The organism is Leptospira selangorensis, assembly GCF_004769405.1.
GTDB lineage: Bacteria > Spirochaetota > Leptospiria > Leptospirales > Leptospiraceae > Leptospira_B > Leptospira_B selangorensis.
Genome location: NZ_RQES01000010.1, coordinates 484,663 through 500,047 on the forward strand (window position 1 = coordinate 484,663; position 15,385 = coordinate 500,047).

Below are 15,385 nucleotides of genomic sequence, written 5' to 3' on the forward strand. Positions count from 1 at the left end.
ATCTATTCAGCTTCAGTCCAATCCTTCGGTTTTGTTAGACCCAAACGTACGAAGTCTCTTAAAAAACCTCTGTATCTAGTTAGAACTTCACTTTTATTATGTTCGGCGGGTCTAAATATTCCTTTTTTAGAAAATAACTTCATAGGCTCTTCTTTAATATCCGACCAAGTCCCCACTTCTAATGTTAAAGGAAGAAATTTGGAACTCCAACTCTCTTGCTCTGAATACAATTCTTGGTAATGATCATAGAACTTATCCCAAAGATCTCCATGAGTTGTGTAACTCGCACTCTGAGGACCATAAGCAAAATTGATATGCCCACAATGATCTTTAAAGTGAGAAGCAATCTTTTCGTATAAAACGGTATCCGTGCAAGGCCTATGAGTATAAGCGTAAGGCCACCAAACATTGTCCACTGTTCCAAAACCGGAGTGTAGATCTAAAACAGGCAAAATTGAATCCTGCACATGGAAAAATTTTTCGAAAACAGTTCTGGAAAGTGTTCTAGACTCAGGCTCCAATCCATGACCTCTAAAATAAGGAAGTTTATTGGAGAACTTTTGGCCCCCAAAAAAAGGAAGTGGTTTCTCTGCATCTATCCCGGAGTTTCTCATTAAATCCACTCCACCAGGATTTGCTCTGGTCTTTGCAGCCACTCCTCCCGGATTCACGATCGGAATAACAATTAATCCTAATTTACCTTTTTTTAATTCAGGAAGGAAGCCCGTGGATTTGGGGCTAATAATATATTCCAGAAAATCGATCAGGATCTGGATACCGATCGTTTCCAATCCATGTACACCTGCCGTGATCCCTACGGGATGTTTTTCCAAACCCTCTTTAGTCCCTATCTCCAAACTATAGATCGGAAATCGGAAACCTTCGTCGGTCCTTCTGGAAAAACCTGCTTGGTTGATTTTTACGAGTTTGCCCCCCAGTTTTGCGATCCTGAGTAATCTTTTCTCGTATCGATTCAGTCTTTTGATACCTCTGAGCAAGGTTTGCCTCCGAAAATTCAGATCGTATCTTTAGTTCCACGGTTGGGTTTATAACCCGGGTCTTTAGACCTTTATATTTTTTACTCTTTAGAGTTTTGAAGAGTTTGTAACCATTTACAATCTTCCGAAAGTTCAGAAACTCCTTTTTTTATCAAAGAGCAATCTGCTTCCGTTGCTGCTTTCAAACAGGAAATAGTCCTATTTATAACCAATTTAGGTTCTTGCGCGGCCAATGTATACACTTTGGATTCTTTAAATTTTTCTAAACAAAAATCCTTTCTTAATCTTTTTTCCAAAATTGCTTCAGAGTCTTGATCCAATGTTTTCATGTCCCCGTCGGCACATTGTCTGACTTTTTCACAATATTTGGAAACCCATGCGAATCCATTGGAGTTCTCCACTCCATCCTGATCCGCCTTCCATACTGATTCTACAGCAGCAGGAGCTTTTTTCTTTTTAGAACAACCAAATGAGAAGGTAACTCCCAATAATACGAGGACCAATCCAAAAGGAATTACAGTTTTATTTATTTTAGAGATCATTCCTTACTCTTCCTTACCTCGTTTACGAATGATGATTTCTATTCTTTCTTGGGAAGCTTTTACTTCCGGGCTGGGACCTTCTTCCGGACCTAATTTTCTAAATCCGTGGTATGCTTGTACTGAAAGTCTTTCTCTAGAGATTCCGTATTTTTCCGCTAATGTTTCTGCGATCAAACCTGCGCGATGAGCATTATATTCCCAAATATTTCTGAAACCTTGGCCTGCTTGTTCTGCGTAAGGAACTTGGACTCTCAATGTGATGTCCACATCCATTCCTTGTGCAACCTCGGCTACTTTTTTGAAAGTGAAGTCAGTGTCCTCATCCGGATGAAATTCACCCTCTCCCAAGGATGGTGCGAATACTTGGATACGGATCTCTTCTGTTTCGTTGATTCCTATGAATAATTTAGTCTTCTCTTTTAGCTTTTTTAATGCATAAGAGATCCTTTCCCAGAAGCGATACATTTGGGTCCTTGGTTGTAGTAAAGGATCCTCTTCTAATGTAATATTGGAACCTTCAAAGAAAGATTCTCCTAAACCGAATCCGCCTCTGACTAAATCGGCAACTTGTTTCAATTTGTTTTGGTCAACTTGGGAAATAGAATATAAGATAATAAAAAGTCCAAGAAGAAGTGTGATCATATCCGCATACGTCAAAAGCCATCTGTCCCGGTTCTCATCTCCGGCTTCGACAGGCTTCCTGTATCTGGAAAAACGTGATCTTCCGTTCAAGCAGACGGCTCCTTAGGTTGCTTTCCATTTAAGAAAGCAGACTCTAGATATTCCGACTCTCTTCTCTCCACTTGCTCGATAAAAGAAACAAAAATTTCAGGTGATACGGGTAAAACTGCGTTATATGCCTTCTCCACTGAATCGAATAAAAGGGAAACTCCTAATAGACCTGCCATAAATCTAGCAGGTCGAATAAGATAAGCTGAGATAGGTTTATGCGCTAATTCATAGAATGTTCTAAGATTATGAAGAACTATCTCTAATTGTTTTTCTCTTTCTTCTTTATGACCGTATGCTTTGTACAGATCGTCGTATTCTTCTCTAGAAAGTTTTTTACCGTCCCAATCTCTTTGGATGAGTAACTGAGCCATTTCGGAATCTAAATGATCTGTTAGATTGTTTAACTCAATCAGAGTTTCTAAATTAGCCCTAGTAGTTTCTTTCATCATACCTTTTACTTTTTGGTATGTGTCCAAGGCTAAATGCATCCAAGCTTCTTTACCATCTAGGTTATAAATCGTTTCGAAAAAATACTCCACCATAGAGATCGTTTCTTCTAGATGAAAATAGTCCGCATAAAATTTGCGGAATCTTTCCACCTGAGCTCGAACGACCTCTACCTTGGCATGTTTAAGTTTATGTTCTTCGAAACTACTCACTATATTATCCGATTATTATTTGGACTTTCCTCTGGATACCAAAGGTAGAGGATAACTTTTAAAACCTTGCTGATCAATTTCGGTTTTTACGGAACTATAATCAGTCGGAAGATTGATCGTGTCTCTATAAGACTTGGAACTAGAGCGAATCAATAGATTCGGAATACTATCATCTGTAGGAGTGTATTTGAAACGTACTCCGTACTTATGATTTCTTGCCCAACCTTCTTTCGTAATTTCTAATAGAGGGACCTTAGAATTAATATATTTTTTTTCGAAAGAATATACGGAAGATCCAGGAGAATAATATCTCAATCCCTCTTTACCGGAATCTACCTCTACCCTTCCACCTTGAGGAAAAGAAAGAGAGATATAAGTAGTTCCTGAATATGATCCTCTGTTCTTGAACCAGATCACTACTTCGGATGTTACGTCCTTTTTCCATTCAGCAGGAACTTCTACACTTAATAAACCTGGAGCGGCAACACTCGGAACATCAGGAACTAGTTCCCATCCGTTAAAATTAAAATTCTGAGCATAAGTACGATTATTCGGAAAGATGGTAAGATTCTTTTCTTCTTTATTATAGGAGAAATCGATACGTTTTGATTTTGCTAAAAATTGGTGGTCTTTTAGAGAAGCAAGTCCGTCCAAAATTTTTTCACCCTTACGGATCACATACGGAACGGAAAAAAGACCTAAAGGAGGTTCTTCACTTAGAACTTCTAAAAAGAGAGAATTAAAAGAATCTCCTGGAAGTTCTTCCATTAGAATTCTTTTGACTACAAAGCCGGATTCTTTTGCATTCTCATCTTCTCCTGGTTTCCAAGTGGAAGCCTTAGGATCATACGCGAAAGGCCCGATGTTTAGAAGATTAAATCCAATCTTGGACTTAAGTGTCCATTCTCCGTTTTGTTTTTTGAAAACTGCGAGAATCTCTTCGGTTCCATTACGGACCAAGGAGAAAACTTCCAAGTCAGGATCCTCATCTAGGTTTCCTAATTTTTTGAGTACCACATCAGGACTTTTTTCTTCGGACTCTGGAATGGTTAAGGAAATGATCTTGGAATCGGATGGTGTTTTTGAATTACAAGCAAGTAGAAGAATGATTGCTGAAAAAAGGATCAGCACTCGGAAAAAAGAAATGAAACGAAACATATTCTGAACTACAGCTTCTTTCCAAGAAAAGCAGATGTCTATCGATTTCCTAGGTCCTAACCAGCCTCCATACCGAATACATTTTTTACGATCCTAGCATTTGTAGTACCGTCGTATTCGTCAGTATAAGCTCCTAAGGCCTCCGCAAACTCAGGCGATAATCCCGCCTTGGTCCTTAGCTCCGGAAAATATAAAAATCCCTTTGCCCTTCGGGGAGTGAATGGATGAGTCAAAAGATCTAGATACTTCTCCCATTGTTGGTCTTGAGAAGTTCCGTCCGAAAACACTACCTTGACTCCCCTTTTGACATGCCGGATCTCATCATCATGAACGATCTGCATGATATCCGCTCTCTTTTGGTCGCCGAATTTTTCGAATGCCTTTTGGTAGATCATAGAAAAATCCAAATTGGCTCCTTCGAAAGAAAGAGCCATGATTGCAAAGAACTTCTGCAACGATTGCATATTAGGAGTTTGTTTCCAGAATATATAATTGAGAGGACGATCCCCCAGATCCATTCCCCATTCTCTAATTGAAGCTAAATAAAGTTTCAGATGTTTCTGTTCTTCCAAAATTGTTTTGTACAAACTTTTACGAACGGAAGAAGGAGCATTCTGAAATTTTAATATGGCCCAAGCAAATATCTCCACGGCCATTAGCTCATGATTCGCAAAATGATGCAGAGAAAGTATTCGATTCTCCTCGGAATTCAAATGTTCTACCCGAGGCATTTTTGATTTTTTATCCGAGAAAATTATCTTAGAAGATCTTTCCGGTCTATCCTTTGGAACGAATTCAGGCCAAAAAATATCTTCCGGCATTTTTTCCGGAGAATATAATTTATCTTCTAAATTGGGAGAACTTAAAAGAAATTGAGCGTATTCGTTTAGGGTCAAGGTCAGTGTTTTTTAGAATCGAATGCTAATTCGATAATGGACCCGCGGATACTGGAATCAGTAGGGTCCGAGGAAATTCTTCCTTCTTTACAATGATACATGATCTTCACTGAGTCCATTAAGGATTGCATGATGAGTAAACCTTTACCTAAATTCCTATGTTGAGTAAGCTTTCCTCTATTAGGAAGCACCTCACATTTTCCTTCTTGGTAGGTTTTTACTTTTTTTAAGAATTCTTGAAGGGAAGAAGGTTTAACTTCCGTGACTTGCTCTTCTATCTTTTCTTTTTTCAGACCGGAACCATAATCCACGATCCATAAAGTAAATTTAGAATTGTCTACGATCCATCTGCAAATGATCGTTTCTTCGGAACTGGAATTATAATTTGCGGAGATTGAGTTGGTGAGTGCCTCGTCTGCGGCTAGCTCAATCTGCTGAATGTCTTTGGAGATAAAAGTATTCTCTTCTAAGGATTGACGAAGTGCTCTTCTGAACTCCCGAATGCTAGCTAAGTCGGGAGGCAGGAACATAACGTACGAACCCGAATGATGCCTAACCAAAAGTGAATCGGCCGTATCCCTCATTTCTTATCTGAGAAGTCCTCTATATATTAATACAGACCGAAAGGGGGGTTTTGCAACAAAAATCCCCCGAAAAAATCTTAAGGTAAAGAAATTCCTACTTGTACCGAGATTTTCTCTATTCGTTTGAGTAGCTTTTCCTTCCCTAAGAGGGGAAATAGGATAGGTAACTCGAGTCCGTGGGCTTTGCCTGTAGCGGAGACTCGGATCGGCATAAATAGGGTCTTTCCCTTTTGGCCGGTCTGTTCTCCCGTTTGGGTCATCAAAGCCTTATAATCCTCATCGGTTTTAGGATCCGACTTTTTAAGTAATTCGTAAAATGTAGTGACCACTTTTGGAGAAAATTCTTGGGAAAGAATTTCTTTCGCTTCTCCATCCTCTACTTTCAGGTCGGATACGAAAAATTCTGCGATATAATCAGGCGCCTGGCGTAAATTATCCAGATACACTCTAACGCTATCTACTAGAGAATGTAATTCTTTGTTTTTTGGATCTCTATATTCCGCCGGAATATCCGTTCTGTTTTCCAAGAATGGAGCCAGACTATCCGCTACCTTTTGGATCGGAAGTTCTCTAATGTATTTATTAGAAAGCCAATTCAATTTAGACTTAGGATTCATCGCTTCTGCGATCTGGTCTAAGCTGGAGAAATTAGTCGCAACTTCTTCATCTCCACCTTTTGGTTTTCTGAATACATCAAAGGTAGAAGGTGATTTGGAACAACGATGTACATCGAATGTTTTAGGAAGAATATCCCCTGGCAAATATTCCTGACCGTCTGGTGAAGTCCAACCCAGTAGTGCCATATAATTTAAGAATGTCTCAGGCAGATATCCTAAATCACGAAATGCTAATATAGAAGTAGCTCCGGCACGTTTGGATAACTTTTTACCGTCCATTCCCACGATCTCGGAAGCATGAGCAAACTCAGGAACCGGGAAACCCAATGCCTCATAGATCAGGATCTGACGAGGTGTATTAGAAAGGTGTCCAACTCCACGGATCACATGAGAAATTTTCATAAGACCGTCATCCACAACCACAGCGTAGTTATAAGAAGGGAAACCATCCGATTTTACGATAATGAAGTCACCGATCAGTTTTGTTTCGAACTTCACTTTTCCTTGGATGATATCATCGAAGATCAGGGTTTTAGAAGGAGTTTTGAAACGAACGGAATAAGGAGTTCCTGCTTTCAGTTTTTCCTGAACTTCTGCTTCGCTCATATTAGCGTGAAGTCCATCATAAACGTATGGAACTCCCATTGCCTCAGCCTGCTTTTTCTTTGCCTCTAATTCTTCTTGGGTACAGAAGCAGCGGTAGGCTTTCCCCTCGGAGATCAACTTTTCAGTATATTCTTTATAGATAGAGATCCTTTCGGATTGTACATAAGGACCGTAAGGACCTCCTACATGAGGACCTTCATCCCATTCTATCCCTAACCATTTTAAGGACTCAAGGATGGTTTTAAAAGATTCTTCGGTGGATCTGGCTTGATCCGTATCTTCTACCCTTAATAAAAATTTTCCGCCCTGGGCTTTGGCGTATAAGTAATTGAATAAAGCGGTTCTAGCTCCGCCCACATGAAGGAAACCGGTAGGTGACGGTGCAAACCTGGTTCTAACTTCCTTATTTTCTGGCATTGTCGTAATCTTTTAAGAGGATGATTGGATAGTTCTTCAAATCGGCCGAAGCAGTAAACGGAATATTATTCGCAGCATCATAAAAATGTATGGATACGAATTCTTCCTTTCTCTTCTGTTTCCATTGAGATATATTCTTTGAAGATAATAGATCTTCCGGAAGAATTCCCCAAGCCCAACGATATTCACCTTCTTCTCGGAATGTCCAAACTGGAAGTCTACCTTCTACCATACTTACGTATTGGAATATTTGGTTCTTATAATCGTAGTCAGCGTATGGGAAACTTCTGCCACCTGGACTCGTATAATCAGTACTCAAACTAGTACGACTATTACGAACATTCTCCCAATTCAATTCTACATTCTTGCCTAAACTTCTGTATTCTTTAGCGACCCATACGATCCCTGATTGGGAAAAATTATATAAGATACCCCAATCGGAAACACTGAGTTGTTTAGGAGGAGAGATCTGCATGCCGGATCTAAAACCTTCTCCTTCCCAGTTCCATGAAAGAACACCTTGGGGATGAAAAGAAATATGTTTAGGATTAGAAGATTCTCCTTCTTCTAATCTAGCCGAACCCGAGAATAAGGAAGCTTTAAAACTTAATTTAGGAAAAACGATCCCTTTAGGAAGAGTAGTATGAAAATCTTCTTTTGTTTCCCAAAGATCCACTTCTCCAGTCCAAATTTTTTCCTTAGAAGATTGAGTTTGCAGTATTAAATATCTGAGATGGCCAGGTTGGTTCCGGAAAGATTCGGAACTTGCAGGGATCGAACTGAAATTAGTATAGATCCGAATACCTGGAAGATTAGAAACTAAAGGTTTTTCTTCCGTCCATTCCGTCAAAAGAGAACAGGACATTAAAAAAAACAAATAGGTCAAACCTAGTGAAAAGAATGTTGCTGTGAGATAAGATCGAGACTTCGGTTCCAAAAAAATACAGCCGGAAAAAGAGGATTTCTTGAAAAACTTTCCGTTTTCATCCGAATCTTCAAGGAAAAACCGGGAAATTTTCTTTCCTTATCGGTGTTTCCCAACGAGAAAGTAAGAATTACTGCAACTTAAGTCGATTTCTTCCTAAAAAGTATGTACGAATTCAGGTAGTACGTTAAAAGGTTGACAGTAAAACCGTCCTAAAATCCTTTGGCAATAAAAGTCCCATGAAAGATTCCAATAAACCAGGTAAAGAAAACTTCCCAAAAATACCATTTGAGGACCAAGTCAACGATGATCAGAGAAAATACTCTCGATATGTCTGCGATTCCCGGGCAATTCCTCACGAAATCGATGGTTTAAAGCCCGTCCAGAGAAGAATTCTTTGGGCAATGTGGAATTCAGACGCAAGGAACCGTTACACTAAGACTGTAAAAGTAGCGGGACTAGCGATGGGATATCACCCGCACGGAGATAGATCCATCCAAGATGCTCTTTCTCAGATGGCTCAAGATTTTACATTCGCAAATAATCGACCATTAGTTGCGGGAGAAGGTACTTTCGGAGACGTTTTGGATCCGAGCGCAATCGCTTCTCCTCGATACACTGAGGTAAAACTTTCTGACTTCGTAAAAGATCTTGGATTTTTCGAAAGTTTACCTGATATAGATTACGTTAAAAATTACGACGAAACAGAAGACGAACCAATCCACTTCGTGGGAAAAGTTCCGATCGTTCTCTTGAATAATATTATGGGAATTGCGACCGGTTTCCGTTGTTTCATTCCAGGCCATAAACTTTCTGCAATCATCAACTCGCAGATCAATTATCTCAAAACCAAAAAGCCTCTTCCTTTAAAACCTTGGTACAAGGATTACAAAGGCGAAGTGAAAATGGCAAAAACCGAAGCGGGCAATATCACAATGACCACTACCTTCGGTTTTACCTGGGAAGGAGATACTCTCTATCTTACTGATGCTCCAATGAACTGGAACAGAGAGAAGGTAATCAATCTTCTGGATGATATTCTGGAAAGAAAAGATTCCTGGCTGAAAGATTACGTGGATCATTCCAGCCAGACCTTCCGTATAGAACTGAATTATAAGAAGGGTGAAAAACCTAGCGCGAAAGAGATCTCTGCAGTAATCTCCAAAGAAGATACACAAACTCTTGCGAATAACGTGATCACTTACGACGGTCGTTTGAAAAATTTCGGACCCGAAGAGATCATCAAACGTTTCTGCGATTTCAGAAAGACCCACTTAATCCGCAGATTCAAACGTCTTGCAGGTTTGGAACAAGAGAAGATCGAGAGAAACTCCGAATTGATCCGATTCATCAAAGAAAAGTGGAACGAAAAAGTAATCGGTATCAAATCCAAAAAGGATTTCGAAGATAAACTCCAAAAAGCAAAATTCGTGTACTACGAATGGTTAGCTTCTATTCCAATTTATAGAATGACTTTGGAAGAAGTTCGCAAATGTGAAGAAGCTATCGTAGAAGCAAAAACCGCCCTCTCCAGATACCAAGGGCTTGTGAAAGAAGATAAAAAATTAACAGAATTCATGGTCGGAGAATTAGCCGAGCTGAAGGATAAATGGGACAAGGAATGAGCACCGCTAAAACCAAAACCGAAAAGAAGCCCGCGACCGGAGGGGAACGGAACTTCAAAAAACTCTCCAACGTAGAACACGTGAGGATGAGGACCGGAATGTGGTTGGGGCAAAACTCTGCGTCCACATTCGAGCAGCATTTTTTCCGTAAGAACAGCGGCAATTTATACGAGATCGTACATGAGGAATTGGAAGATGTTCCTGCCAAATTAAAATGTTTGGACGAGGCTTGTATGAACGCGGTGGACGAATACCGCAAAAACCAAAAGGACAAGGCTATTCCTGAAAAGGATAAGATGTCCAAACTGATCATCCAACTTTCCTCCGACAAAAAGACTGTAACTGTTTCCGATAACGGAAGAGGGATCCCTGCAAAGAATGCGGAAGGTGTATATCTGCATTTGATGTATGGAGAGAACTTTGACGACCACGTAAAACAAGATCATGTGGCCGGTCAGAATGGTGTGGGTATTTCTTTGGTAAGAATGGTTTCTTCTTACTTTAAAGTAAAAACTACTAATGATGGTAGCACTTTCAAAAAACTATTCACTATTCACGAAGATGCGAAGAAACAAATCCGTTCTTATAAACTTTCTAAAGAAGATACTGAAAGAGCTTTTTTATACTTCGACGAGCACGGAAAATTCGATGATTGTCCTCTTCTAACAAAAGACCAGATCGAAAAGTTAGTTCCGATCAGTAAGAAGACAAACATGATAGAAGCGATCGAAAAAGCTTCTAAAGAAGATCATGGAACTTCCGTCGAATTCGAACTGAATCCGAAATATTTTAATAACTTGGATACTTCCTTCAACGTAGATCTGATGAAACAGTATCTACAGGATATTGCAATGACCAATCCTGGATTGGAAGTTCAGTTTGTTCATAAAGGTAAGAAGGAAAAGTATAAGTTCAAAAAAGGTTTGGATGAGATATTCTCCCATTCTGATCTGACTTATTACAAAATGGACTATAATGCTCCTGCTACCGGATCCCAATTACATCTGGAAGCGTACTTAGTAATCGGCCAGAACAAAAACCTAACTTGGGTGAACTCGATCTTTGCTCCTCAAGGTGGCTCCGCTATCGAGTATCTGGAAAACAGACTTTGCGACGAAGTCCGTAAAAAAAGCCAGATCGTTTCCTTAGAGAAAAAACTCAAAACAAGCTGTACACGTAACGACGTAAGGAACTGCTTCCACATGTATGTAAACATGAGGTTGTTGAATCCTCGTTTTAAATCTCAGGACAAGTCTTATCTAATCAATGATTTGAACGAAGATATCCGAAACGCAGTAGACAAACACTTAGATAAGTTCATTAAAAAAACCGGCTTATTGGAAGAAGTGAAACTCCAAATGGAGAAAAGAACTCAGCTAAAAGCTTTTGAAGACGCGCAACGCGGACTTAAAAAAGCAAGTAAGATGAATATTCCTAAACTTATGCCTCCTACAGGAAAACCAAACGATCCGGGCAGAGTATTATTCGTAGCTGAGGGAGACTCCGCAATCGCAGGTCTTCGTCCTGCAAGAAATCCTAAACTTCATGGTTTGTTCCCTTTAAGAGGAAAACCTATGAACTGTAAGGGAGTTTCTCTCGCGAAAGCAATCGCAAACGAAGAGTTAAAAAATATCGTTGCGATACTCGGTCTACCTTTAGATCAAAAAGTAAAATCTATCGAAGAATTGAATTACGATAAAGTAAGTATCATCACAGATGCAGACTTTGACGGATACGCAATTCGTTCTTTAATGCTTTCTTTCTTTTACGAGTATTGGCCTGAACTTTTTGAATTAGGACTTATTCATATATCCAGCGCTCCGCTTTACGAGGTGGATATTAAAGGTGGAGATTCCAAAAAGACAGAGACTATATTCTGTATCGATGATAAAGATTATGATGCTCTCGTTAAACGAGTGGAAAAATCCGGCGGCCAGATCGTCCGTAAAAAAAGGAATAAAGGACTCGGGGAGACCGGAAAAGAAGCAATGAAGTTTGCGGTAGATGAGTGTATGACCAAGATCACTATCGGAAACAAAAAAGAAGCTTCTAAGATACAGAACCTTTGGTTCCATAAAGACTTTGCTGAGCAAAGAAGGGACGCGATCTCTGAATACGCAATGAGCGTAATCGAAGATTAATTTCTTTCTTTAATACTTATAATAAAGAAAAGCCCGGTAATTCCGGGCTTTTTTGTTTTAACAGAATATACATAAATTATATTCTCACGATATAAAAAAGATTTAAATCGCAAGAACCGGGTCGCCTCTTCTTCACTTCCAAATTATATTTCTTCCTTAGGAGAAATAGAATGCAAACGAAAGGAAACATCCTTCTCATCCATGGAATGTGGTGTAGAGGAACACATTTATCTCAAGTACAAGAAACTCTAGAAAAAGAAGGTTATACCTGCCAATCTATAGATTTGCCTATGCATGAGCCTGGAGCAGATTTGCGAAAACTTTCCAAATTAGGAATTTCCGATTATATAGATTATCTGGAGAATACTATAAATCGATTGGGTTGGAAAGAACCTATCTTATTAGGTCATTCTTTAGGAGGATTACTAGCGCAACTTCTTGCGACTCGGATCAAAACGAAAGCTTTAATATTAATCACTCCGGTACAACCCGGGCAAATTAGCGGGCTTTCCTGGACGGGTCTAAAAACGGTTTGGGAAATTCTAAGAGCTCCTTTCTTTTGGAGAAGAACGAATCTATTAAGTAAGAACAAATTTGCATATGGGATTTACAATACTTTAAGCGAATCAAAACAAAACGATCTCTATCCGACTTACGTTCCGGAATCCGGGACAATTGCATTCCAGACTTTCTTACCATTCCTTTCATATTCACAACCCACTCGGGTAAACTTCGAGAAGGTCCAATGTCCGGTATTTGTGGCAACAACCGGAAAAGATAGAGTCACTCCTCCACGGATCGGCAGAAAGATCGCTTCCAAATATTCTAGTTCCGTAATGAGATTATATCCTAAACTTTCTCACTGGGCGATAACAGAGGATGGAATCGAAAAAATCCTATTAGATGCGACTGCTTGGATTGAAGAGAAGACAGGAATGCCTTTGAAAAACTAGAACGAAACGTTTGATCTAATAAAAGTTTCTTACTAAACCAGATTCACCGCTTTGATCGCAGAACTCAAGGCGGCCTCTACGGTTCCGGTAATTTCTCCAGTATGCTCTCCTGCGAAGAAGATACGATCATACGGTTTTCTTAAAATGATCTCAGATCCAAAACTTCCCGGTGGAAACTCAGCGACCCCGTTCGGAATGTAATCCTTTTTAGTTTCTGTAAAATAGAATCTTTGGATCTGTAGATCCTTCTTCAAACCTAGACGCTCCAGAGTAAGACGAATATATTCTACCTTTTGGTCTTGGCTAGCAGAATCAAACACTGAAAATCTATCCCCATTCGCAATTACCCCTAAAACCTTATCTGAAGTATCAGACTTGGTACCTGCATCATATAAAAATTGAGCCGCCGCATCTGAATGAACTGCAAAAGGAGAAGATTCCCAAGGAGATTCTTTTAATACCAAAAATAACTTATAAATTTGAGAATAACGAACTCTTAATGCTGCGAGAAGTTTTTCTTTATCCAAACCCGGGTTCCATTTTACATTAGAGATCTGATTCGCGGGTAAAGTGCAGATACAAGTAGAACCGTTAAATTTTCTTCCGGATGCAGTAGTAACGGTAACTCCGGTAGAATCCTGATCCACAGAAAGGACAGGATCTGAAAAAACAAACTCGGTGTTTTCTATATTCATCACCAAGGTTTTGGCAATATTTTCCATTCCACCTTCTATCTTACTATTCCTTTGAGGGAATTGTGCAAGATCGCTTAAAACTTTTTCAGCGGATAGAACTCTGATACTATCTCCATAATGAAGAGAAAGTTTATGACCCAGTAAAGTCAGATCTTCCGGACTAACTCCTTGATACACTAAATAATTATAAATGCTGATACGATCTAGTGCCTGCTGCTGTGCAGTATCTAATTTAGAATTTTGTGATACTAATTTGCTTAAGATCTCTTGCGATTTAGGAGAAAGTTCCCAGCTGCCAGCTTTCTTATAAGTTCCTAAAAATAGATCCGGAACCAAGGGAGAAGATTGTAATTTTAATCCTAGTTCTCTAACTAAACTACGAACAGTTTTATCTTCAGAAGAAACCCATTCCGCTCCTAGATCAATAACATGACCGGAAGGATCTTGTATGGATCTAACTCTTCCCCCTACTCTATCCGTAGCTTCTATCAGAGTTACTTTACTTCCTGTTTTTCCTAAGATGTATGCCGAATAAAGTCCGGAAAGTCCACCACCAAGTACGATTACTTTTTTTCCGGAGTTTGTATTCTGAGCGAATAAATTTCCCTTACGACTTCCTAACAAAGCTGCGGTAGTTAAAATTCCGGCTTTCAGAAAAGTAGATCGGGTAATTTTCATTGGATTCCTCTTGGAAGTTTTATTAGAACTCTCTCTTCTATATTCGGTCTATGAAAGATCTTTCCCGAATTTTTTGCGGACTATAATGTCTCATCGATCTGAAATTATGTACCGAATCCTTTCTAATCGTTCTTATGCTTTGAATATCGTAGATTTATACTGATATTGCAAGGAATAGATGACTTTCGTATCCTTATAGTTTTTCCCTTGCCAGCGAAAGTACTAAACCAAAACCTGGAATTACGCTTTCAGGGAGGAAGTCGGGTGAAAATCCCGCGCTGACCCGCAACTGTGATGTCCGTTTTAAACGGAATAAGCCAGATCTTCCCCGCGATACTTTAACCTCGAGGTTGGGGGGTATCGTAAATCTCGCTCTTTAGCGCATCCGCGCTTTCTGCGATGGGGCCCCGAAAGCTAAAATGTCGGGGCTCTCGAACGGAAAAAGAAAACCACCGCAAATACAAAATCGTTCAGATCTGAATAAGGTCAATGATCGACTAACGTTATTTTGCTTATATTTTCTTTTTCTGCGGTATCCGGCAGACATCAGGAGAGAAAAATGAGAAAATTCAAAAATTCGGCTGCTTTAACGTTTGCCATTTGTTCATTATTCGTGTTCGCGAATTGTTTTGATCTGGGAGAATCCAGTAAGTCTGACAATCAAAACGTACTTGCCTTAGTTGCTGTAGCAGGCTTAAACCCGATTGCAGGAAATTATAATTATTATAATGGAACTTCGGATTATGCGGGTGGGACTTATACTGCACCGGGAAATGAGATTGTAGGAACCTATAATATCTCTCTTTCTTTAATCGCACAAACGATGTTTGATGCGACTTACGGCAATAGTTATTTATACGGTGATATCCAGGAGATCGACACGAATAAAAAAGTGATCTATGTCCGTTTCCGCGGAGATTCCTCTTTTTCCCAAGGGAATTATTCTTGGTATCGTTGGACCGTTAAGGACGGCAAAACCTATGTTTGCCCTGACCTTTCCGGTGTTTCCTCTCAAACAACTCTAGCTTCGGCCAAAGCGGATGATTTGGATTTTTATTCAGATCCGAGTGATATCAACGCTGGCTGCGGTTTAAATAGCGGATTTGATCCTGCTCCTTGGAGTAGACTCGAAACTCAAAACTAAAATAAGCCGAATAAC

The 15,385-nt window shown here is 39.6% G+C and carries 14 protein-coding genes and 1 riboswitch; of the genes, 4 read left to right on the forward strand and 10 right to left on the reverse strand.

The window, feature by feature from the left end:
- Positions 1 to 2: 2 nt before the first annotated feature.
- The 9 genes from EHO58_RS07915 to EHO58_RS07955 all read right to left on the reverse strand — a co-directional run bounded on the left by EHO58_RS07915 (position 3) and on the right by EHO58_RS07955 (position 8,146).
- Complete coding sequence (locus EHO58_RS07915) at positions 3 to 998, reverse strand: M14 family zinc carboxypeptidase (RefSeq protein ID WP_135628058.1); 996 nt, start codon at positions 996 to 998, stop codon at positions 3 to 5.
- An 80-nt stretch (positions 999 to 1,078) separates the two neighbouring features.
- A complete protein-coding gene (locus tag EHO58_RS07920) occupies positions 1,079 to 1,540 on the reverse strand; it encodes an LA_2478/LA_2722/LA_4182 family protein (protein WP_135679565.1) in 462 nt (153 codons plus the stop codon).
- A 3-nt stretch (positions 1,541 to 1,543) separates the two neighbouring features.
- Complete coding sequence (locus EHO58_RS07925; RefSeq protein WP_135628056.1) at positions 1,544 to 2,272, reverse strand: flagellar motor protein MotB; 729 nt, start codon at positions 2,270 to 2,272, stop codon at positions 1,544 to 1,546.
- Positions 2,269 to 2,931, reverse strand: coding sequence for an FFLEELY motif protein (locus EHO58_RS07930; protein ID WP_135679566.1), 663 nt, complete (start codon positions 2,929 to 2,931; stop codon positions 2,269 to 2,271). The genes EHO58_RS07925 and EHO58_RS07930 overlap by 4 nt, the downstream gene beginning before the upstream one ends.
- A 15-nt stretch (positions 2,932 to 2,946) precedes the next feature.
- Entirely contained in the window at positions 2,947 to 4,089 is a 1,143-nt protein-coding gene (locus EHO58_RS07935) for an LIC13341 family surface-exposed protein (protein ID WP_135679567.1), read from the reverse strand.
- A gap of 56 nt (positions 4,090 to 4,145) precedes the next feature.
- Positions 4,146 to 4,985, reverse strand: coding sequence for a DUF455 family protein (locus EHO58_RS07940; protein ID WP_135679568.1), 840 nt, complete (start codon positions 4,983 to 4,985; stop codon positions 4,146 to 4,148).
- Positions 4,986 to 4,987: 2 nt separating this feature from the next.
- Positions 4,988 to 5,569: an ATP-binding protein gene (locus tag EHO58_RS07945; protein ID WP_208728739.1), complete on the reverse strand. Its 582-nt coding sequence runs from the start codon at positions 5,567 to 5,569 to the stop codon at positions 4,988 to 4,990.
- A gap of 77 nt (positions 5,570 to 5,646) precedes the next feature.
- Positions 5,647 to 7,209, reverse strand: coding sequence for a glutamate--tRNA ligase (gene gltX / locus EHO58_RS07950; RefSeq protein ID WP_135679569.1), 1,563 nt, complete (start codon positions 7,207 to 7,209; stop codon positions 5,647 to 5,649).
- The gene (locus tag EHO58_RS07955) at positions 7,196 to 8,146 is read right to left on the reverse strand and encodes an LIC_13346 family putative lipoprotein (RefSeq protein WP_135679570.1); all 951 of its coding nucleotides are present in this window, start codon (positions 8,144 to 8,146) and stop codon (positions 7,196 to 7,198) included. The genes gltX and EHO58_RS07955 overlap by 14 nt, the downstream gene beginning before the upstream one ends.
- A gap of 227 nt (positions 8,147 to 8,373) precedes the next feature.
- Here EHO58_RS07955 and EHO58_RS07960 point away from each other — a divergent pair, with 227 nt between their 5' ends.
- The 3 genes from EHO58_RS07960 (at position 8,374) to EHO58_RS07970 (ending at position 12,853) form a co-directional block, all read left to right on the forward strand.
- Positions 8,374 to 9,759, forward strand: coding sequence for a DNA gyrase subunit A (locus EHO58_RS07960; RefSeq protein ID WP_135628049.1), 1,386 nt, complete (start codon positions 8,374 to 8,376; stop codon positions 9,757 to 9,759).
- Positions 9,756 to 11,900, forward strand: a complete 2,145-nt coding sequence (locus EHO58_RS07965) for a toprim domain-containing protein (protein WP_135628048.1) — start codon at positions 9,756 to 9,758, stop codon at positions 11,898 to 11,900. The genes EHO58_RS07960 and EHO58_RS07965 overlap by 4 nt, the downstream gene beginning before the upstream one ends.
- Before the next feature lie 170 nt (positions 11,901 to 12,070).
- Positions 12,071 to 12,853: an alpha/beta fold hydrolase gene (locus EHO58_RS07970; RefSeq protein WP_135679571.1), complete on the forward strand. Its 783-nt coding sequence runs from the start codon at positions 12,071 to 12,073 to the stop codon at positions 12,851 to 12,853.
- Between the two features lie 32 nt (positions 12,854 to 12,885).
- Here EHO58_RS07970 and EHO58_RS07975 read toward each other — a convergent pair whose 3' ends face one another.
- A complete protein-coding gene (locus tag EHO58_RS07975) occupies positions 12,886 to 14,226 on the reverse strand; it encodes a flavin monoamine oxidase family protein (RefSeq protein WP_135679572.1) in 1,341 nt (446 codons plus the stop codon).
- Positions 14,227 to 14,464: 238 nt separating this feature from the next.
- Positions 14,465 to 14,591: riboswitch (adenosylcobalamin (AdoCbl) riboswitch) on the forward strand.
- 194 nt (positions 14,592 to 14,785) lie between these two features.
- Here EHO58_RS07975 and EHO58_RS07980 point away from each other — a divergent pair.
- Positions 14,786 to 15,370: an LIC13354 family exoprotein gene (locus EHO58_RS07980; RefSeq protein ID WP_135679573.1), complete on the forward strand. Its 585-nt coding sequence runs from the start codon at positions 14,786 to 14,788 to the stop codon at positions 15,368 to 15,370.
- The last annotated feature ends 15 nt before the right edge of the window (positions 15,371 to 15,385 follow it).